The sequence below is a fragment of the Chryseobacterium elymi genome, assembly GCF_003385495.1.
Classification (GTDB): Bacteria; Bacteroidota; Bacteroidia; order Flavobacteriales; family Weeksellaceae; genus Chryseobacterium; species Chryseobacterium elymi.
Genome location: NZ_QNUH01000001.1, coordinates 286447 through 307475, shown reverse-complemented (window position 1 = coordinate 307475; position 21029 = coordinate 286447). Strand labels below are relative to the sequence as shown.

The following is a 21029-nucleotide window of genomic DNA, read 5'->3' as shown; positions in this document are numbered from 1 at the left end:
TTTAAACTTTATTTTTCTACTCTGTTTCTTACTTTAGTGTGATAGAACACGTTTGGTTTTGTGCCGATCTCCTCTAGTAAATAATATCTTCTGTTGCTGGAGTATAATTCTCTCACTTCAGATTCTTTGTCATTCATGTCTCCAAACGTCATTGCTCCGGTAGAACAAGCAGCAGCACAAGCACAAGAATTTTTGAATTCGTTGTCTGTTACTTTTCTGTTCTCTCTCTTAGCAGCTAAGATTGTAGCTTGAGTTTCCTGGATACACATAGAACACTTCTCCATTACCCCTCTCGTTCTTACCACTACATCCGGGTTAAGTACCATTCTTCCAAGATCATTATTCATATTAAAATCGAACTTGTCATTCAGGTTATACGTAAACCAGTTGAAACGTCTTACTTTATAAGGACAGTTATTAGCACAATATCTTGTACCGATACATCTGTTGTAAGCCATATGGTTCTGACCTTGCTTACCATGTGAAGTAGCCGCTACCGGACATACCGTTTCACAAGGAGCGTGGTTACAGTGCTGGCACATTACCGGCTGGAAGATTACGTCCGGATTGTCTGCAGGGTGGTTTAATGCACCTCCGTCTCCGAATGCCGTACCATACAATTCAGGTACTGCCATTCCTTCTTTTAATCCTTCGTATATTTCTACCTTCTGTCTTGAAGAATAGTAACGGTCAATTCTTAACCAATACATATCTCTGGACATTCTGATTTCTTCTTTACCTACTACAGGAACATTGTTTTCTGCCTGACAAGCAATGATACATGCTCCACAACCCGTACAAGAGTTCAAGTCGATAGATAAGTTGAAGTGAGGTCCGTCCGTATCATCGAAAGCATCCCAAAGGTCAATCTTTCTTGCCGGAAGAGCTCCGCTGATGGTGTGATATTCTAAAGGCTTGTTCCATCCTTTGTGCTCATCATCAAATGCTACGTTTAAGAATTCTGCCAAAGGAACTTCCTTAGCGATTTCGTAACGTCCCATTAATGTATTCTGAAGCTGGATACCTGCGAATTCGTGGTCTTCTCCTGTTTTTTCGATTTTAACTCCTGAAACAGTTAAGTTAGAACCGTCAAATAATGGATAAGCGTTTACCCCTGTATCAGCAGTAGTTCCTGAGTCTTTTTTACCATACCCAAGCGCAAGACCTACAGATCCTTCTGCCTGTCCTGGCTGAATGAATACAGGAACGTCTTTTATTGTTACTCCGTTTACAGTAAGATTTACGATAGAACCATCCAGCTGCATTCTTGCATTAAGGTCGTTTTCAATCGCAAATTTTTCTGCGTCTTTAGGAGAAATTGTTAAATAGTTATCCCAAGACATTCTTGTGATAGGATCCGGTAATTCCTGAAGCCAAGGGTTGTTGGCCTGAGTACCGTCACCCATTGAAGGCTTGGTGTATAATACTAATTCTAATTCAGAAGCTTTGAAGTTTCCTAGTTCAGCAATAGCCTGGGCAGCATTTCCTCCGGCGTAAGATAATGCAGTTGCATTATTTGAAGTAGTGATACCGTTATATAAGGCTTTGTTGAAAGAAGTAGATCCTAAAATAGAAGCAGAGCTGGCTTTCAGATAATCGTAATAATTATTGGCAGCATTGTTCTTTCCGTTTTTCCAAACCAATAGAGATTCTTCAATCTGTCTTGATTTGTAGATCTTCTGGATTGTTGGCTGCATTAATGAATATACTCCGGTCTGAGGCTCAATATCACCCCAAGACTCTAACCAGTTAGCTACAGGAATTACAGCTTTCGCTGCTTTGTACATTTCATTTTTCTTATCTGCTACAGCTACTATACAAGCAACTTTAGCTAAAGATTTTTTGAAAACCTCTCCTTTTGGGTGGGAGTAGATAGGGTCTACGTTGTTTGCGATCAATACGCCAACCTGACCTGCATTTATCCATTCTAAGAATTCCTGGTATCTTGCTTTATCAAATTCTTTAAGGAAGTTCGCTTTACCTGTGAAAGCTACTGAACCTAATTTTTGGTTGATTAAGTGTGCTAAAACCTGTGCTCCTTTAGAACCGTCAGCAAAAACAACAGCTTTGCTGCCTTTTGCTTGAAGTTCTTTTGCAATTTCAGAAGCAGTCTTATCAGAAGTACCACCACCTACGATTGCGTTGTAAACTTCTACTAAAGTTTTATTGACAAGGCTTGGTTTTAATCTAACTCTTTCATCTGCATTAGCTCCGGTCAATGACATATTGGATTCCACCTGAATGTGTCTCAACATGTTTGGTCCTGGCTTTCTTGCTGCTGCGTAAGAAGTTTCTAAGCTTGAAGCGTTATAATCTCCTAAGAAATCTGCCTGGAAAGAAACAACCAATTCTGAACCTTTAAGATCATAAACCGGCAATGCTCTCTGTCCGAATACTTCCTGAGCTGCATCTAAAGCCGCAGCGTGAGGATAAGCATCATACGTTACAAGTTCAGCAGTCGGATATTTAGCTTTGAATTCAGCAAATAGCTTTTTGAAGGTAGGAGAAGGGAAAGAGTGTGACAAAAGCACGATCTTTTTACCTGCTGCATTGGCATCTGCCAGACCTTTAAGGATAAAACTGTCTACTTTATCAAAAGTTTCGTCTTTACCGTCCAGTTTAGGCTGTTTTACTTTATCATTATCATAAAGAGAAAGTACACTTGCCTGAGCTCTTGCGTTAGTTTTTCCTAAATCGCCCGCTGCCGGGTTCGGATCTATTTTGATAGGTCTTCCTTCACGGGTCTTTACTAAAACGCTGGCGAAGTCGAATCCGTCAAAATAAGTTGAAGCGTAATAATTCGGAACCCCCGGAATAATATCATGTGGTTTTACCACGTAAGGAATCGTTTTGATCACCGGAGCTTCACATGCAGCCAATGTTACGGCTGCTGTAGAGAATCCTAATATTTTTAAGAAATCTCTTCTTGAAGTACTGGATCCGTTCTGTTCAGCATCTCCAAGGAAATCTTCTACCGGAATTTCTTCCTGAAACTCTTTCTGAGCCAGCTTATTGTTCAAAGCCGGATCTTTAAGTTCATGAATACTTCTAAATTGTATTTTGTTTGAAGCCATTTATACTTCTAATTTTTTAGTTATTAATAATGACATTTACCACACTCAAGACCTCCAATTGCATCTACAGTGATCTTACCGCCATCCTGAGGATATTGTTTTTTCAACTTGTCATGTAGATTCTTGAAGTATTCTTTATTATAACCGTTGTTCATATCAACCTCAGTAGTTCTGTGGCACTCGATACACCATCCCATCGTGAAGTCATTAGCCATCTGAACAACATTCATTGTATCAATTTTTCCGTGACAAGCTTTACATACAACATCAATTTTGTTGTTTGGATTCTTTTTATTGAAAGAATTGATGATCGCCTGCTCACCTGCTACTACGTGCTGAGAGTGGTTGAAGTACACGAAGTCTGGCATATTGTGGATTCTTGTCCATTCAACCGGCTGTGTTTTTCCAGTGTACTGCTGTTTTGCAGGATCCCAGCCTGTAGCTGCATAGATCTTCTGGATCTCACCGTCATAGAATGCTTTATCTTTTCCTGGCTCCATATAGTGGTCTGCGTTATACTCAGAAATTGTTCTGTGACAGTTCATACAAACGTTCATGGAAGGAATTTCAGATACTTTTCCGTATTTGGCACTGGAGTGACATAGCTGACAGTCAATTTTCTGTTCTCCAGCGTGGATTTTGTGAGAGAAGTAGATAGGCTGTTCTGGCTTATATCCTTTGTAAACCCCGATCCACATGATCCAGTTCCAAACTCCATAAGCGGCCAGAAGGGCAAGGATACCCAGTACTGCTTTACCGATGTAGTGGTATTTCTCGTAGATTTCGCTGAAAGATTTAACTCTTGTTTCGTTAAGTCCGGCTAAGTCTTCAGATTGACCTAATTTAACCAATTGTCTCAGTTTAATTAAGATCCAAACTAATAAAGCTGCTATTGCGATAAGAGAAATAATAACAACACTTGTTGTTGTTTTGTCTGCCGGTGCTGCGGCTGCACCGTCTGTTGCTGTTGCCTTTGCGTCCGTTTTAACTGGCTCGGCCGGAGGATTAGTTGTATACTCTAAAATATCATCAATATCCTTCTCTGTAAGATTAGGAAACTGTAACATTTCAGTTTTATTATACTTTTCAAAAATCTCATTGGCGTATTTATCCCCAGAAGCTCTAAGAGCTTTGTTGTCTTTGATCCACTTGTGAAGCCAATCTCTGTCTACACCACCTTCTGTCTTCACTCGTTCTACAACCCCTTTCAAAGGAGGTCCTATTACTTGTTTGTCCAGCGCGTGACATGCAGTACAATTCGCTTTGAAAAGTTTTTCGCCGTTTTTAGGATCGCCGTCTTGCCCGTAAATTGAAGCACTGGTTGATAGCAATAAGCCTATCGCGATCAACGTTTGTTTATAATGCTTTCTCCAACTAATCATTTAAATTATCTTATGTTAGTAAAATATTGAACCAATCAATTCCGCAAAAATAATATTTTTAACAGCAATTTAACGGTATATGGAAAAGGGAAAATATCATTTACGTTTAATTTGTATTGATTCTAAATAGTGTTGTTTGGTATAATTTTTTAATTTTAATAGATTTGCAGAAACAAGTTTAAATGAGAAATTTAATCAAAATATTTTCAATATTATCTTTATTTGGGTTTTATAGTGTTGGTGCCCAGCAGGTTGTTCAAAAAGATACTTTATCCGGAACGGAGCTAATAATGACTATGGATTCCAGAGTAAGCACTGCTTTGGGAGGGATCGAAGATAAATGTTCCAGAACTGCAGGAGGTTCTTCGGTGAGAGAAAATAGTACGGATAGTGGAATTGTGACAAATTCAAAACCTCCGAAGATTTATGTACCGAGCAGAGAGCTGACTAATGCAGAGATTTGTCGTAAGAATCCGAGGATTTTAGGATTTAAAATCCAGATTACAACGGTAAAAAGTAATGAAGAGGCCAACGAGGTGAAATCTTATTTCAGAAAAAGATTCCCGAACCTGAAAGTAGAAACGGACGCTTCTTTAAGACCGAATTATAAGATTCTTGCAGGAAGTTATTTTACGAAACAAAGTGCAGCTTCAGATCTGTCCAAAATAAGAGAATATTTCAAATCTGCGATCGCTGTACAATATAGAATTTTCTGTTCTGAAGCGAGATAATGAGAATAAAATAAATAAACTAAAGCTGAGAATTTTCTCAGCTTTTTTTATTGGTAATAAGTATTTAAGAATTGGAAGAAGTCAGACATTCTAAAGATATTATTAGTCAGTAAAAAAGAAAATAGAATAACCATTGTTACCATTAAAAATGATGAAATTTTTGGTTTTGATCTATAAGCATAAAAAAGCCATCCCAAAAGCAATGGATAGACAAAGATAAAGTGTCCTCCGTAGATGTAAGAAGTATGCAGGCCGAATCGCATTATACAGTGAATCACAATGTCAAACAGGAATGAAAAAGCTATAATCTGCACCAGCTTATTTCTGAAATTTTTAAAATAGCTCCATAAAATAAGGACTAGCAGTATTATGATAAAAGCATAACAAAAAGAGGATGAATAGGGCTCCATTAAAAGGCCCTTGAAATTAAATCCTTTCATATTATGCTTATCCGTGGTTATAAAGCTTGGAAATAAAATACTGCCCCCGAAAAAATAAGAAAGCATCATATCCCAATCCGGAATAGATTCTACATTGGAAAATTTTTCATATTGCTGGTTGGTTTTTGAGAAGATATTTTTATATTCAAAATCAATTCGGAGTAAATAAAGAAACACAAAACAGACTGTAGTGATTACGACACGGAAAACTGCGTTTCTAAATTTTTTCCAGCTTCTGAAAACATTCTTTTCAAATAAAACGGGGATAAAAACTTTGGCAAGGTTGGTAATGGTAAGGCCGCCGATCGTAATTCCGGCAAGCGTTAACGCAGACCCCGGTATCTTTCCTTCTTTACTGAGTTTTATGGCTGCATAATAATTGTAAATACACAGCAACAGCAGCGTATAGGTGAAATTCTCAGGGGTAAAAGAAAGGATAATATTCGTAGAACAAAATCCAAAAAACAAAATAATCAATAAGGAAATCTTTAACGGCAGCCGGATAATATTCTTAAGATACTTGAATATCTGTACAATACACAAGCTTATAGCTATATTACTTAGCCATGCCAGGGTAAGTCTGAATGTTGCATCCATTTTTCCACCCGAAACGAAAAGAGAAAACTCCCGGACCCAATTAAAAAAATAATAGGCCAAAGGATGCCTCTCAAAGCTTCCGCCGGTCATTACAATCGCTTTGTTATCAAAGCTGAAGTAGGCATCCCAGGGAATTCTGCTGTCAAAAATAATCCTGTAATGAAGGGCAATATAAGTGCCCAGTATTCCATAGCAGAGTAGAAAGAACATGAATACTGCCAATTCTGTGTAGGAAGATGGAAACACCTGTTTTAACAGGCTGGTGAGTTTTGTTTTAATAAAAGACACGTGTCAGTTTTTTGCAAAAATAAAATAAAAAAGCTCACCATGTCCGGTGAGCTTTAAAGATTATATGGAAAGTAATTATTCTTTAATTACTTTTTCTGTTGTAGCTGTTCCGTCTGCAAATTCAACCTGAAGCAAATATGCTCCTTTTGGAAGAGAAGAGATATCTGCTTTATCAGATGTTGATTTCAATACTGATTTTCCAGAAAGGTCTAAAACTGTTGAAGACTTAATCTTTTTATCAGTTTTAATATTGATCTCTCCTTTTGTTGGATTAGGGTAGATGTTTGTTGCTTTTGTTTTTGCTCCTACTTCATCAGTTGCAAGAGTTCCAGTTGTGATTTTTACATCATCAACCATAAACATGTAAGTATCAGCAGAAACGCACTGAATACCAATACGCACTGTTTGTCCAGCATAAGCATCCAGAGAATATGTTTTTTGTTCCCAGTTTGGATAAGGAGCTGATAATGCGGCGGCACCTGAAATAATAGTAAAATTTGCAGAAGATGTAGGAGTACCTGAACCAACATATACGCCAATTTTATACTTTTCCAGTCCATACGAGTTAGACATTGATTTTACCCATAATGAAAGTGAATTAGAAGCGGCTCCTAATGTTACGGAAGGAGATATAAGCCAGTCATTGTTGGCAGTAGCAATACCTGGAACACCTGCCCAACAAGCAGCATATTTTTGACCGCTGTGAGGATCGAAATTTCTCACTTCTGTTCCTGTTGCTGCATTAGTTACACCAGCAGCAGCAGGATTAAAAATTTGATATGCCATAGGGGCACCAGCGTTATTCCATGTTGGGTTGTCTGTTCCTCCTGTATAAGTGTTAAGTTGGTCTAGATCTAAGGTTTGCCAGTTGCCAAATCCCGTAATTACGAAATCTGTGTAAGAATCAAAATTTTCATCTAATAATACTGTTTGTGCCTGTGTACCGGCTCCAATAAGCATTAAACTTAGAGATAGTAGAAGTTTTTTCATAATATTAATTTTTTCCTAAATTAGTAAAAATTAACAATATGAATATTAATAATTCAAAAAAAGTAAATAAAATTTATATTTCATCCGTTAGGAACTGCAGGAAAGTGTAGAACATCCAGTGGTGTCATCGTAGGTTGAGGGCCTTTTTGCTGAAAATTCAGGATACAATTCTTCGTAAGGATTTTCTAAGGCACAGGTAAGTTTTTCGAGCATTTCCGTTTTTCCGGTATTAATCTCTTCGATGCATTGATAAAGAAGATAATTTCTCAGTGTAAATTTCGGATTTGATCGTTTCATCAGTGATAGTGATTCTTCTCTTGAAATTTTGTTGGATGATAACCTTGATTTATATTCCTTTATAAAATCTTCCAACTTTTTTATTTTCTCGTCATTCAAAACAGAATAAGAAATATTTTCAAACAGAGATTTGATGTCACTATTTGAATTTAATTTTTCCAGCTGATTAAAAAACAGCGTGTAATCCAGGTGAAGTTCCTGCATCAGCCCCTGCCAGCTGGTGAAAAAGTCTTCATCGCTTTCTCTAAGTTCATCGAATCCAAACTTTCTGCAGAGCATTTTATCATGAATTTCCCAGAAATAGGTTCCATAATGGTTTAAAGTTTCTTCCAAAAATTTTTCATCTTTAATTAACGGATGAAGGGCATTCGCCAGCTGCCAAAGGTTCCACTGCGAGATCTGACCCTGTTTTCCAAAAGCATATCTCCTTCCAGGAAGATCAGTTGTATTTGGGGTGAAATTCAGATCGTATTCATCCATCATTGAATAAGGCCCATAATCTATGGTCAGGCCTAAAACAGACATATTATCGGTATTCATAACACCGTGTACAAATCCTACTCTGAACCATTCAGTCATAAGATGTGCTGTTCTGGTGCATATGCTTTTAAAAAAGTCTTTGTATTTCTGAATTCCGTCTGTTGTGATTTCCGGATAATAATTTTCAATAGTAAAATCTGCCAGATTCTGCAGACTGTTATACTCCCTTTGTGCAGAAAGCAGTTCAAAATGTCCGAAACGGAGAAAGCTTTGTGCAGTTCTGATTACGACAGCACCTTTTTCCAGCTGAGGATTTCCGTTATACATTATATCTCTTACCACATCTTCACCGGTAAAAGAAAGGCTTAAAGCTCGGGTTGTAGGAACTCCAAGATGGTACATAGCTTCGCTCATCAGGTATTCTCGTACTGAAGACCTCAAAACCGCTCTTCCGTCTGCATGTCTTGAGTATGGAGTTGCCCCGGCACCTTTCCATTGAATTTCTGTTTTCTTCCCATTCTTATTGATGATCTCTCCGGCAAGTATTGCCCTTCCGTCTCCAAGCTGTCCTGCCCAGTTTCCAAACTGATGCCCGGCATAAGTGGTAGCATATGTCTTTACATTTTCAGGAAGATTATTCCCTACGAGGAAGTTCAGATCTTTTTCTTCATATTTTCCCAGCCCGATCTCTTCGGATAAAATTTCATTAAAAATAATAAGCTCTGGTTTGTCAAAACCTGCCGGCTTTACTGTTGCAAATAAAACTTTTGGAGTGTTTCTTTGCATTGGGTTGCCGGAAAGGTCTCCTGGAAATATATCGGTAAAGGGCTGTCTGATCTGTTCAATATTCATAGATCAAAGATATTAATTATAAAAGAAAAGACCTTCCAGATTATTGAAAGGTCTTGTGTATTTCTAAAAGAGAATTTATTTATTGAAATCTACCTCATCGGTGGAGTGAAGATTGTCATTGATATTTTCCTCTTTTTTTTCTGTATTGTTTTTAGGCGTTGGATCTACCGGTCTTGGATTTTTGATCTCATCAATAGTCTGAAGTCCTCCGTCGTCTCCATATCCTTCACCTAGACCTTTTAAATTCGAACATCCGTCTTTCCAGTCAGAAGGTCTGGTGAACTTATCATCAGGGCTAATTCCCAGAGATTTGTCTGCCCATACTTTCTTCATGAAAATTGCCCATATCGGTAATGCCATTTTCGCACCCTGACCTTCCCCGGTTCCGAAGAAGTGGGTGGCTCTGTCTTCCCAGCCTACCCAGGCTCCTGTTGCTAATTTCGGAGTGATTCCCATGAACCAACCGTCAGAGTTGTTCTGTGTAGTACCTGTTTTAGCAGCAATTTCCACACCTTTTGAGATTCCTCTTCTTCCCAATTCTCCAGAAGCAGTACCATATTGTGTTACACCTTTCATCAGTTCGATCATGGTATAGGCATACATTGGATTCATTACTTCTTTAGGTTCTACATTTACCTCTTTGATCACTCTTCCGTTGGCATCTTCAATTCTCCAGATCATTTCCGGTTTATTGTGATTTCCGTAGTTGGCGAAAGTACTGTAGGCACCAAGCATTTCATAAATTGTAATATCTGATGAACCTAAAGCAATAGTATTGTTTCTAGGGATGTCTTCTGTAACCCCCAGGTCTCTTGCGGTCTGAATAACGGCATCTACCCCTGTCATTTCAATAAGACGTGCAGCTACCGGGTTTTGAGAGTGGGCCAAGGCATCTTTTAAAGTAAGCATTCCTCCTCTTCCCGGAACATGCCAACCTTTGTGGTCGTAAGTACCGTTGGATACTGTTGAGCATGGCGTCATGCCAAGCTTCATGATTGCCGTAGCATATACGAAAGGTTTAAAGGTAGATCCTACCTGTCTTTTACCCTGTTTGATATGGTCATACTGGAAATGCTGCCAGTCTATACCACCTACCCATGCTTTGATGTCACCGCTTCCAGGAACCATAGACATTAAGCCTGCCTGTGCAATCTGTTTGTGGTATCTGATAGAATCCCAAGGGGACATTTCAACCTCTTCTTCACCGGCCCATGTAAAGCGGGAAGTTTTGATTGGCTTATGGAATTCCAGTAAGATAGAATCTTCAGAAACTCCAGCGGCTTTCAGTTGTTTGTAACGGCCGGTTCTCTTCATCGCCTGGGTCATTACGCTGGTTACCTGCTTATCCGTCAGGTAATAGAAAGGTCTGTTTTTTCTGCCTCTTTGCTCAGCATCAAACCTTTTTTGAAGATCCGTTAAATGTTCCTTGATGGCCTCTTCTGCATATTTCTGCATTTTTGAATCAAGAGTTACATATATTTTCAAACCGTCTTTGTAAAGATTAAGTTTCTTTCCGGTTTCTTTCTCATAGCCTGCAAGATACTTGTCGATTTCCTTTCTTAAATAGAATTTATAGTAGGCAGAATAGTCATCATTGATGTTTTTGATCGGATGATAATCAACCTCAACAGGTGTACTAACTGCTTTATCATAAGTTGCCTGATCTATATAACCTGTTTCAAACATTTGCTGTAATACAACATCTCTTCTTCGTTTCGCACGTTCAGGATTTCTCATAGGGTTATTGGCAATAGGAGCTTCTAACATGGCTACAAAAACTGCTGCTTCCGGAAGAGTAAGTTGGGAAGTTGGTTTATTAAAATAAATTTTGGAAGCCATTTCAATACCGTTCGCATTGTATGTGAAATCGAATTTGTTGAAATACAGTGTAATAATCTCTTCCTTAGTGTATCGTTTTTCTAAACTTACCGCAACAGACCATTCCTTTAGTTTCTGTATAACCCTTTTGATGGGGTTTTTAGATGGCTCTTTAGTAAATAGTAGTTTAGCCAGCTGCTGAGTGATTGTAGAGCCTCCACCTCTGTCACCACCATATCTCACGGCTCTCAAAATAGATTTTAAATCAATTCCTGAATGCTCTTTAAAACGCTCATCTTCTTTTGCCTGTAATGCGTAGATAAGATAGGGAGGAAGCTGTTTGTAAGTAATTGGCTGTGTTTTTTCCTTTTCAAACTTTCCCAGTAAAACACCGTCAGATGAAATGATTTCAGAAGCGACATAGATATCAGGGTTTTCCAGTTCCTTTACGTCCGGCATTTCTCCTAGAAATCCCTGAGAAACAGCAAAGAAAAGTCCTGAAATACCTAAAATTACCGCAATGAGTCCAATCCAAATGAACCTAACCCATTTTTTCCAAGAGGTATCTTTCTTTTTTTTGGGAGGAAGAGGGAAGGTTTTCCCTTTATTTCCTGCATTTTGTCTGTTGTCTTCCATTTATGGTTACGGTTTAGCCGTTTCTACTTTTATTCCAACGTCTTCAATTCCCGGAAGGTTGTCATTTCTCATCGCCTGAATCAGGCTGATTTCATATTTCCCCTTCTCCGGAAACTTATAGTTCATTTTATACTGAAATAATGCTTCCTTCGTATCACCAAAACCTGTACCAAGCCATTCTCCGTTTGGTTTTGCCAGTACATAGTTCAGGGTATCTGTTTCCCTTTTTTTGTTCTGGAGATTGGTGAAGTTGACAATAAATCTTATGTTACTGTAAGGGTAACTGCTGTTATTTCTTACAACAAATATAATATTTTTAGGATTCTGCGGATCTGAAACTTCAAGATTAAATTTTTGTTCACTTTTCTTATTCCATTTGTTATTAACGGAATTCATTATGACATTCTCTCCTGAGGAGGAATTACAGCTAAAGAAAAGGATAAGAGGTAATAATCCTAAAATTTTACGCATTTTTATCTTTTTTTGGAGGGTATTTCTTTTTAAAATTTTTCTTGTTCGGGTTTTGCTTTTTTTCAGGGTCGGAAGAAGTATCAGTTTTTTCCGTTTGGGCTTTTGGCTGCGGTTTAGGCTGTTGCTTTTGCTGTTGTCTTGGCTGATTTCCAGCATTAGCATTAGGATTTTCTGATCTGTCTGGCCTGTCAGGTCTCTCGGATCTTTCAGCCCTTTCCGGTCTGTTTTTCTTTGGTCCCTGGTTTTGTCCGTTGTTGTTTGGTCTGTTTTGGTTTCTGCTTCTGTTGTTGCCCCTGTTCTTCTTTTCGAATCTGTCCACATTGTTCTCCTGGATCAGGTCGATGGTCTGAATCGGGGTGTCAGGCTGCTTGAGATCTTCCAAAGGAAGGATCTTTTCGCCTCTTTTATTTTTAGCGATTAATTTCTTAACAAGGTCAATATCAAAATCATACCATGCCATAGAACTATCTACATAAGCAAACCACATTTTCTTTTTGAAAACATCGATTTTAATACAGAATGCTCTTCCTTTTTCCGTGTCCAGAGTGGTTGAAGAAGAAGGGAAGTGGCTTAATGCATCAAGGTAGCTGTCCAGTTCATAATTCAGGCAGCATTTTAGCTTACCACATTGTCCTGCAAGCTTTTGAGGGTTAATGCTCAGCTGTTGATATCTTGCGACATTCGTGTTCACAGATCTGAAATCCGTAAGCCAGGTCGAACAGCAAAGTTCTCTTCCGCAAGATCCGATACCTCCAACTTTTGCAGCTTCCTGTCTGAACCCAATTTGTTTCATGTCAATCTTGGTTCTGAAAGCACTGGCGTATTCTTTGATCAATTGTCTGAAATCCACTCGGTTATCTGCGGTATAGTAGAATGTGATCTTGGAAGAGTCTCCCTGATATTCAACATCCGTCACCTTCATTTCAAGACCTATTCTATGAGCGATTTTTCTCGCCTCAATCTTTACGCTGTCTTCTTTTTTTCTGGCTTCCTGCCAGACCTCAAGGTCTTTTTGGTTAGCCTGCCTGTATATTTTAAGTATAGATTCTTCAGGAAATTTTTTCTTTTTCATCTGAATCTTTACTAATTCTCCGGTGAGGCTTACAACGCCTACATCGTGTCCGGGACTCGATTCTACTGTTACTACGCTACCTATATGTAAAGGAATATTGTTTACATTTTTATAAAACGATTTTCTGTCATTTTTAAATCTAACTTCCACAATGTCACACTTGTTCGATGCGGGATTATTGATGTTAGAAAGCCAGTCGAAAACACTTAATTTATAACTATTACCACAGGTATTTACACTTTCACAGCCATTCGCGGTTTTTTTTGGTCCGCAAGAATGGGCAGAATCGCCGGATGTTTTGCATCCACAACTCATATAACTATTTTTTATAATCCTGCAAATTTATGTAAATTTATCTTTATGCAATTCTAAAATACCTAAATATTCAAAATAGGGATTGTTTAACATTAAACGTGAAACATATACCCTTTCAAAAAAGTAGATAAGTTGCTATATAATATATGTTTAGCCTAAAGTATTTATAAAGTGTTATTTTAAACATAATTTTCTTTTAATATATTGTTTAAAATATTAAGAAATATTAACAGGTGTATCTAAAATAATTTTATATTTGGGTTATATAATAACAGTCTATGAAAAAAATATTAGTATCAACTGCTTTATTGGCGGGTGTTTTATCTTACGCAGGAGGCTTCAGGGTATCTCTGCAGGGAGTAAAACAATTGGCAATGGCGCATACTAGTGCTCATGCCGAAGATGCAAGTGTGGCATTCTTTAACCCAGCGGGGATGTCATTCATTCCTTCCAAACTGAGTATAGTGGCAGGAGGGTTCGGTGCAAGTAATAAAGTTACTTTTCAAAACTTGAATACTTTGCAGAGTACAGAAACAGATAATCCTATTGGTACTCCGTTATATGCTGCGGTTGCTTATAGGCCGATAGAGAATTTATCTGTTGGTTTCAGTTTTACAACACCTTTCGGAAGCACTATCGAGTGGCCAGGGGATTGGGAAGGAAGAGAAATGGTTCAGAAGCTGGAGCTTAAGAGCTTTTATTTTCAGCCTATGGTTTCTGTTAAGCTGGCACCTTGGATGTCATTCGGGGCGAGTTATATTTATGCAAAAGGTAAAGTAGACTGGGATAAAGCGGTAACACAATTTGGTGGTGAATTAAATATTAAAGACGAAAAAGCAAGCGGAAGTGGTTACGGATTTGGATTCTATTTCAGACCTGACCCTAAATTAGACATCAGTATTGCTTACCGTTCACCCATAGATATGAAAGCTAAAAAAGGAACTGCAACATTTAAGTTCCCATCAGCATCTATTTATCCTTTGTTAGGACTTGACCCAAGTACAGGACAGGATAAATTTACAGCTACACTTCCTTTGGTAGAAGAATATACAATTGGTTTAACGTATAAAGTAACACCGAAATGGTTGATTTCAGCTGACTTTAACTACCACGGATGGGAAAGATACAGCAAACTGACTCTGGATTTTGCTACGGCTCCTGTTGCAACAACAAATCCAACAGATCCAACAGTTCTTGTGTCTCCTAAAAACTTTAAAAACTCGAAAACATTCAGGTTGGGGACACAATATGCATTCACGGATATGATTTTTGGACGTTTAGGTGCTTATTATGATGAATCGCCATACACTGACGAGAACTTCATTCCGGAAACGCCATCATTTAATACATATGTAATTACCGGAGGTGTTGGCTTTAAACTAAAGCAGTTTGGAGTTGATATAGCAGGAGGATATGCCCTTCCTCAGGCCAGAGATGTAAGGAATGCCACTCTTGGCTTTAATGGACAGGCAAAAGCTAAAGCATTTTACTTTGGTTTAGGTTTATCGTATAACCCTTTTTAATTGAAAGACTATGAAAAAAATTATAATATCAACACTTGCCGTTTCCGCGCTTCTTTTTACAACAAGCTGTGAGACTGATTTTGATACTGATGTAAAAGATATCCAGGTGACCAAAGGAGATGCGGATTTTTCCAGATATGTATCCCTTGGAAACTCACTTACTTCAGGGTACAGAGACGGAGCGCTTTATATAGATGGGCAGAATGAGTCTTATCCTTCCATGATTGCACTGCAGATGAAATTAGTAGGCGGAGGTGATTTCAAACAGCCTTTAATGGCAGACAACAACGGAGGATTGATCCTTAATACTCTTGTTGGTCCTATGCAGATTGCCAATACCAAGCTGTATATCAATAGCTTTATCGATGGGGCGCCGGATCTGAAATTTGCCAATAACAATACAGCAACAACTTTAACCAATACAGTATTAGCCGGTCCTTTTAATAACCTAGGAGTTCCGGGAGCTAAAGTTGCTCACTTATTAGCCGACGGCTATGGAAATGTACTGAATGTAGCTGCAAAAACAGCTAACCCGTACTTCGTGAGATTTGCTTCAGAGCCGACTACATCTGTAATTAAAGATTTTAAAAAGCAAAATCCAACATTCTTTTCCTTATGGATTGGAAATAATGATGCTTTACTATATGCTTTGGCAGGTGCAGATAGCTCAGCTGAAACCTTAACGCCGCCAGCTCAGTTTACACAATACTATAATGCCCTGATTAATGAAATTGCAAGCACCAACGCAAAAGGGGTTATTGCTAATATTCCTAGTGTAACTTCTATTCCAGCATTAACGACAATTCCGGTTAATCCTTTAACAGCATCTGTATTGGGAGGTGGAAATGTAACGGCAGGAAACGCAACGATTGACGCCTTAAATGCGCAACTTTACGGTCCGTTAAACCAAATACTAACAGCGCTTGGAGCAGGAGACAGAATTAAACCGCTTTCAAAAACTGATGCCAATCCTCTTTTGATCAAGGATGAAAGTCTTACACCATTAGGAGCACAGATTACTGCTGCGGCTACAGCTTCAGGAAATCCTACTTTAATGGCTCTTGCTGCTTATCTTGGAGCAACTTACGGCCAGGCCAGGCAAGCAAAAGCAGGTGATCTTGTGCCACTAACTACCAAAGCAGAGATCGGAAAACCGGAAACACTTCCTCCTGGAATCCCTGCATCTCTTGGAGCAAGAGGAGTTGCTTATCCGTTTGCTGACAAATATATACTTACAGGAACTGAAGTTACAGAAATCAGTACAGCGATTAATGCCTATAACGTAGCTATTCAGGCGGCAGCCACTGCAAAAGGGTATGCTTTTGTGGATGCCAATAAGAAAATGACCGAGCTTAGTTCCCAGTCAGGAATTTCTTTCGACGGTGTAAGATATACAGCCAAATTTGTTACAGGGGGTGCGTTCTCCTTAGATGGTGTTCACCTTACAGGAAGAGGTTATGCAGTTATTGCCAACGAGTTTATAAAATCAATCAACGGCACCTACAGATCCAACTTACCACAGGTAGACCCTAACAAATATTCAGGAATAAAATTCCCGTAATAATTCAGGAAAATAAAAACTTAGAAACCACAAGAGCAATTCTTGTGGTTTTTTTTTAAATTTGCAAAATCTTTAAAAAGTAAAAATGGCAGATCAGTTAAGTTATCTATTTTGTACAAGAACCAGTAAGGACTTGGCAGAAAATATCGCCCAATATTATGGGAAAGAGTTAGGGAAAATCAACTTTCAGGAGTTCAGCGACGGGGAATTCGAGCCTGTTTTAGATGAGTCAGTAAGAGGAGGACGAGTTTTCCTGATCGGATCTACCTTCCCGCCTGCAGACAATCTGTTAGAACTTCTATTGATGATTGATGCAGCGAAAAGAGCTTCCGCTAAAAGCATTACTGTTGTAATTCCTTATTTCGGACTTGCAAGACAGGACAGAAAAGACAAGCCAAGAGCTCCGATAGGTGCAAAACTGGTTGCTAATTTATTAACAGCTGCAGGAGCTACAAGAATAATGACCATGGATCTTCATGCTGACCAGATTCAGGGATTCTTTGAAATTCCGGTAGATCATCTGTATGCTTCAAGTATTTTCGTAGATTATATCAGGGCTTTAAATCTGGATAATCTTACTATAGCTTCACCAGATATGGGAGGAGCGAAAAGAGCGAAGAACTATGCCGGTCATTTGAGTGCTGAGGTAGTAATTGCTTATAAAGAAAGAAAAAAAGCAAATGTTGTAGAAGAAATGTTCCTTATTGGTGATGTTGAGGGTAAAAATGTGATCCTTATCGATGATATGATTGATACTGCGGGTACACTTTGCAAAGCAGCGGATATCTTAATGGAAAAGGGAGCAAAATCAGTAAGAGCTATGGCTACTCACGGAGTACTTTCCGGAAAGGCTTACGAAAATATTGAAAACTCCAAATTGTTGGAAGTTATTGTAACTGACTCAATTCCTGTTAAAAATAATTTGTCAACTAAAATAAAAGTGCTATCTTGCGCCCCATTATTTGCAGACGTTATGAAGATGGTTCATGAGCATCAATCAATTAGTAGTAAGTTTATTATTTAATTGATTTTTAGAGAATTGCAAAATTAAACAGAACAAATTTTTAAATTTTTTATAAATGAAATCTATTACAATTCAAGGTACAAAAAGAGAAAGCGTGGGCAAAAAGTCTACAAAAGCTTTACGTGATGCTGAATTAGTTCCTTGTGTTGTTTATGGAGGTGAAGCGCCTTTAAACTTCTCTGCTGCAGAGAAAGCTTTCAAAGGTTTAGTATACACTCCTGAAGCACACACGGTATCTATTGAACTAGACGGGAAAACAATTCCAGCTGTTCTTCAGGATATTCAGTTCCACCCAATTACGGATAAAATTTTACACGCAGACTTCTATCAGTTATCTGCTGATAAGCCAGTGATTATGGAAGTTCCTGTAAGAATTACCGGACGTTCTAAAGGTGTTGTGGCTGGTGGTGTTTTACGTCAGTCTTTCAGAAAATTAAAAGTGAAAGCTATTCCTGCAAACTTACCTGATGAGGTAGTTGTAGACGTTACTCCATTAAAAATCGGTAACAAGATTTATGTTGGAGGTATCAAAGCTGAAGGATATTCTTTCGTGCACCCTGACAATGCAGTTGTAGTAGCTGTTAAGATGTCTAGAAATGCAATGAAAGGTGGTGCAGTAGTAGAAGATGATGAAGAGGAAGAAGGTGCAGCTCCGGCAGCAGAAGGAACTGCAGCAGAATAATATTGCTTATTCAACAAATAATATAAAACCTGTCAATACGTTGGCAGGTTTTTATTTTGTGATAAGATGATAAATTGACTTTCCAGTACTTGCTCATCGAATCTTTCTATTGCCTGACCAATATCAGTCTTTAATCCACTACGTCCTTTCAGAAAAAAAGCCGTAAATTTGAAGTGTTCTAAATAAGAACAATCTAATTTAAAATTTTAATAAATGTTTGACATTCAGGAAATAAGAAGTCAGTTTACCATATTAAACCGCGAAGTGAATGGTAAGCCTTTGGTTTACTTAGATAATGCAGCAACATCCCAGAAACCGGACTCTGTTTTAAAGATATGGAATGATTATTATACAGAACTTAATGCCAATGTTCACAGAGGAATTCATACACTAAGCCAGCTGGCTACAGAAGAAATGGAACTTTCGAGAAGAAAGATTCAGAAATTTATCAATGCTAAGCATGATTTTGAAGTTATTTTTACAAAGGGGACAACAGAAGGTCTGAACCTCATCGCCTACATTCTGACACAGAAGCTTAAAAAGGATGATGAGATTATCATTTCTTACCTGGAGCACCATTCCAATATTGTTCCATGGCAATTGCTTTGTGAAAGGACCGGAGCAAAGCTCAGAGTGATTCCCATTGATGAAAACGGTATTCTTCAACTGAACTATCTGGATGATTTTCTTAGCGAAAAGACAAAAGTGGTTTCTGTAAACCAGGTTTCCAATGCTTTGGGGATTGTAAATCCGATAGAAGAGATCATCGCTAAAACAAGGAAAAATTCAGATGCTTATATTGTGATCGACGGGGCGCAGTCTGCTCCTCACTTTGATATCGATGTACAACAGATGGATTGTGATTTCTTTGTCTTTTCAGGCCATAAGATGTATGCTCCGATGGGAACCGGGATCCTTTATGGAAAACAGGAGATTCTTGAAGAACTTCCACCGTTTCACGGAGGAGGAGAGATGATTGCAACATGTTCTTTCGATGGGACAACCTACGCCGGACTTCCTTTTAAATATGAAGCAGGAACTCCAAATGTAGGAGGAAATATCGCACTGGGTGCCGCTGTTGATTTTATTGAAAAAACAGGCAGGCAGAATATCCAGAATCATGAAAATGCCTTACTGGAATATGCTCAGAGAAAACTACTGGAACTGGAAAATATAAAGATCTACGGCGAGAAAGCCAAAAGAACAGGGGTAGTTTCCTTTAACTTGGAAGGTGTGGGTATATCTTCCGATGTAGGAATGATCCTGGATAAAATGGGGATTGCGGTCAGAACAGGACATCACTGTACACAGCCTATTATGAACTTCTTCAATATAGCCGGAACGGTAAGAGCCAGTTTTGCGGTTTACAATACTTTTGAAGAAATTGATAAGTTGTTAGAAGGAGTAAAAAAAGCTCAGAAAATGCTTAGCTAAAATAATAGTTCGGGATAAGATATTTCTGTTTTTAATAAGGTAAGGAAGCCTGAAGCTGGAAGAGGGAAGTTATTAAGGTCGTGAAAAATAACAATACCTCGGTTTTTTATCAATTTTTTTAAGACTAATTAATTCAATTTTAAGAAACTATCAGCCCAATAGTAACTTCAAGCCTCCCACTTCCAGCTTCCAGCATATTAATCTTAATTTTCTTATCCCGAACTCAGGTTAAAATATTAAAAAAGCCCTTTCAAAGAACTGAAAGGGCTTTTTATTTTTGTAAATGAATCTTAAATATTCGGTTTCCAGTCCACAACAGCTCTGATGAAAGCCTCTGCATTCTCCACAGGGATGTTAGGTAAAATTCCATGACCAAGATTCGCAATATATCTGTCTTTCCCAAAACGGTTGATCATTTCGGTCACCATTTTCTTGATGGTTTCCGGAGTAGAATGTAGTCTTGCAGGATCAAAATTTCCCTGAAGCGTCATTGTGTGATTCGTTAATGTTCTTGCAAATTCAGGAGTAATAGTCCAGTCAACTCCCAAAGCCGATGCTTTAGACATCGTCATATCCTCAAGAGCGAACCAGCATCCTTTTCCAAATACCACAACATGAGTAAGAGGACTCAAGGCTTCAACGATCTGATTGATATACTGCCATGAGAATTCCTGATAATCTGTAGGAGAAAGCATACCTCCCCATGAATCAAAAACCTGAACCGCAGACACTCCTTTTTCAACTTTTCTTTTTAAATAGGCAATCGTAGTATCCGTGATCTTCTGAAGCAGTAAATGAGCCGCTTCAGGCTGCTGGAAACAGAATGATTTTGCAATGTCAAATGCTTTGCTTCCTTTTCCTTCCACACAGTAGCACAGGATCGTCCATGGAGAACCTGCAAAACCGATCAGTGGAATTTCATTATCCAATTTCTGCAGAGTCAGCTCAATAGCATCAAAAACATAGCCCAATGTATCATTTACATCAGGAACTTCAATATTCTGAACCTGTTCAGCCGTTCTGATAGGATTATCCAGCCACGGGCCAACTGATTCCTTCATTTTGAAATCAATTCCCATAGCTTGGGGAACTACCAAAATATCAGAGAACAAGATCGCAGCATCCAACGGAAATCTTTTGATCGGCTGTATCGTGATTTCAGCAGCCAGCTCGGGAGTCTGACATCTTGTAAAGAAGTCATATTTATCCCGGAGAGCAATGAATTCCGGCAGATATCTTCCGGCCTGTCTCATCATCCATACCGGCGGTCTTTCTACAGTTTCTCCGCGGAGTGCTTTTAAATATAAGTCGTTTTTAATCATAATTTATTTAAACTAATACGGCCGTTGTCGGCACTCATTA

At 38.5% G+C, this 21029-nt stretch carries 15 protein-coding genes; 6 read left to right on the top strand and 9 right to left on the bottom strand.

All coding sequences use genetic code 11. The features are described 5' to 3' along the window. Nucleotides 1–8: 8 nt before the first annotated feature. Nucleotides 9–3074, bottom strand: a complete 3066-nt coding sequence (locus tag DRF60_RS01290; protein ID WP_116010314.1) for a TAT-variant-translocated molybdopterin oxidoreductase — start codon at nucleotides 3072–3074, stop codon at nucleotides 9–11. Nucleotides 3075–3097: 23 nt separating this feature from the next. Further along, entirely contained in the window at nucleotides 3098–4456 is a 1359-nt protein-coding gene (locus DRF60_RS01285) for a c-type cytochrome (RefSeq protein ID WP_116010313.1), read from the bottom strand. Nucleotides 4457–4638: 182 nt separating this feature from the next. On the opposite strand from DRF60_RS01285, the gene DRF60_RS01280 reads away from it, so the two are divergent. Next, nucleotides 4639–5187, top strand: coding sequence for an SPOR domain-containing protein (locus tag DRF60_RS01280; RefSeq protein WP_116010312.1), 549 nt, complete (start codon nucleotides 4639–4641; stop codon nucleotides 5185–5187). Nucleotides 5188–5234: 47 nt separating this feature from the next. Here the strand turns inward: DRF60_RS01280 and DRF60_RS01275 are convergent, their stop codons facing one another. The 6 genes from DRF60_RS01275 to ricT form a co-directional block, all read right to left on the bottom strand. Then, nucleotides 5235–6512, bottom strand: coding sequence for a DUF6080 domain-containing protein (locus DRF60_RS01275; RefSeq protein WP_238639947.1), 1278 nt, complete (start codon nucleotides 6510–6512; stop codon nucleotides 5235–5237). A gap of 75 nt (nucleotides 6513–6587) precedes the next feature. Next, nucleotides 6588–7502 carry a T9SS-dependent choice-of-anchor J family protein gene (locus DRF60_RS01270; RefSeq protein WP_116010311.1) on the bottom strand — a complete coding sequence of 305 codons (915 nt, stop codon included), beginning with the start codon at nucleotides 7500–7502 and terminating at the stop codon, nucleotides 6588–6590. Between the two features lie 87 nt (nucleotides 7503–7589). Next, nucleotides 7590–9131 carry a protein adenylyltransferase SelO gene (locus DRF60_RS01265; RefSeq protein WP_116010310.1) on the bottom strand — a complete coding sequence of 514 codons (1542 nt, stop codon included), beginning with the start codon at nucleotides 9129–9131 and terminating at the stop codon, nucleotides 7590–7592. Nucleotides 9132–9206: 75 nt separating this feature from the next. Further along, complete coding sequence (locus DRF60_RS01260; RefSeq protein WP_116010309.1) at nucleotides 9207–11585, bottom strand: penicillin-binding protein 1A; 2379 nt, start codon at nucleotides 11583–11585, stop codon at nucleotides 9207–9209. Between the two features lie 6 nt (nucleotides 11586–11591). Further along, entirely contained in the window at nucleotides 11592–12056 is a 465-nt protein-coding gene (locus DRF60_RS01255) for a gliding motility lipoprotein GldH (protein WP_116010308.1), read from the bottom strand. Beyond that, entirely contained in the window at nucleotides 12049–13443 is a 1395-nt protein-coding gene (gene ricT / locus DRF60_RS01250; RefSeq protein ID WP_116010307.1) for a PSP1 domain-containing protein, read from the bottom strand. Before ricT ends, DRF60_RS01255 begins: the two co-directional genes overlap by 8 nt. Nucleotides 13444–13721: 278 nt before the next feature. On the opposite strand from ricT, the gene DRF60_RS01245 reads away from it, so the two are divergent. From DRF60_RS01245 to DRF60_RS01225, 5 genes are all read left to right on the top strand, one after another. Continuing rightward, nucleotides 13722–14966: an OmpP1/FadL family transporter gene (locus DRF60_RS01245; protein ID WP_116010306.1), complete on the top strand. Its 1245-nt coding sequence runs from the start codon at nucleotides 13722–13724 to the stop codon at nucleotides 14964–14966. A 10-nt stretch (nucleotides 14967–14976) separates the two neighbouring features. Next, complete coding sequence (locus tag DRF60_RS01240) at nucleotides 14977–16527, top strand: SGNH/GDSL hydrolase family protein (protein ID WP_116010305.1); 1551 nt, start codon at nucleotides 14977–14979, stop codon at nucleotides 16525–16527. An 85-nt stretch (nucleotides 16528–16612) separates the two neighbouring features. After that, nucleotides 16613–17551 (top strand): ribose-phosphate pyrophosphokinase, encoded by a 939-nt coding sequence (locus DRF60_RS01235; protein ID WP_116010304.1) that lies wholly within the window; start codon nucleotides 16613–16615, stop codon nucleotides 17549–17551. 55 nt (nucleotides 17552–17606) lie between these two features. Continuing rightward, complete coding sequence (locus tag DRF60_RS01230; RefSeq protein ID WP_116010303.1) at nucleotides 17607–18233, top strand: 50S ribosomal protein L25/general stress protein Ctc; 627 nt, start codon at nucleotides 17607–17609, stop codon at nucleotides 18231–18233. 213 nt (nucleotides 18234–18446) lie between these two features. Continuing rightward, nucleotides 18447–19667, top strand: coding sequence for an aminotransferase class V-fold PLP-dependent enzyme (locus DRF60_RS01225; protein WP_116010302.1), 1221 nt, complete (start codon nucleotides 18447–18449; stop codon nucleotides 19665–19667). A 290-nt stretch (nucleotides 19668–19957) separates the two neighbouring features. On the opposite strand, the gene hemE is transcribed toward DRF60_RS01225, so the two are convergent. After that, the gene (gene hemE / locus DRF60_RS01220) at nucleotides 19958–20989 is read right to left on the bottom strand and encodes a uroporphyrinogen decarboxylase (protein WP_116010301.1); all 1032 of its coding nucleotides are present in this window, start codon (nucleotides 20987–20989) and stop codon (nucleotides 19958–19960) included. Nucleotides 20990–21029: the final 40 nt, after the last annotated feature.

Excerpts from the sequence above, each read along its gene's own strand:
- DRF60_RS01270 (WP_116010311.1), bottom strand. The coding sequence starts at position 7,502 with ATGAAAAAACTTCTACTATCTCTAAGTTTAATGCTTATTGGAGCCGGT.
- DRF60_RS01230 (WP_116010303.1), top strand. The coding sequence starts at position 17,607 with ATGAAATCTATTACAATTCAAGGTACAAAAAGAGAAAGCGTGGGCAAA.
- DRF60_RS01290 (WP_116010314.1), bottom strand. The coding sequence starts at position 3,074 with ATGGCTTCAAACAAAATACAATTTAGAAGTATTCATGAACTTAAAGAT.
- DRF60_RS01235 (WP_116010304.1), top strand. The coding sequence starts at position 16,613 with ATGGCAGATCAGTTAAGTTATCTATTTTGTACAAGAACCAGTAAGGAC.
- DRF60_RS01285 (WP_116010313.1), bottom strand. The coding sequence starts at position 4,456 with ATGATTAGTTGGAGAAAGCATTATAAACAAACGTTGATCGCGATAGGC.
- DRF60_RS01240 (WP_116010305.1), top strand. The coding sequence starts at position 14,977 with ATGAAAAAAATTATAATATCAACACTTGCCGTTTCCGCGCTTCTTTTT.
- DRF60_RS01280 (WP_116010312.1), top strand. The coding sequence starts at position 4,639 with ATGAGAAATTTAATCAAAATATTTTCAATATTATCTTTATTTGGGTTT.
- ricT (WP_116010307.1), bottom strand. The coding sequence starts at position 13,443 with ATGAGTTGTGGATGCAAAACATCCGGCGATTCTGCCCATTCTTGCGGA.
- hemE (WP_116010301.1), bottom strand. The coding sequence starts at position 20,989 with ATGATTAAAAACGACTTATATTTAAAAGCACTCCGCGGAGAAACTGTA.
- DRF60_RS01225 (WP_116010302.1), top strand. The coding sequence starts at position 18,447 with ATGTTTGACATTCAGGAAATAAGAAGTCAGTTTACCATATTAAACCGC.
- DRF60_RS01255 (WP_116010308.1), bottom strand. The coding sequence starts at position 12,056 with ATGCGTAAAATTTTAGGATTATTACCTCTTATCCTTTTCTTTAGCTGT.
- DRF60_RS01265 (WP_116010310.1), bottom strand. The coding sequence starts at position 9,131 with ATGAATATTGAACAGATCAGACAGCCCTTTACCGATATATTTCCAGGA.
- DRF60_RS01245 (WP_116010306.1), top strand. The coding sequence starts at position 13,722 with ATGAAAAAAATATTAGTATCAACTGCTTTATTGGCGGGTGTTTTATCT.
- DRF60_RS01260 (WP_116010309.1), bottom strand. The coding sequence starts at position 11,585 with ATGGAAGACAACAGACAAAATGCAGGAAATAAAGGGAAAACCTTCCCT.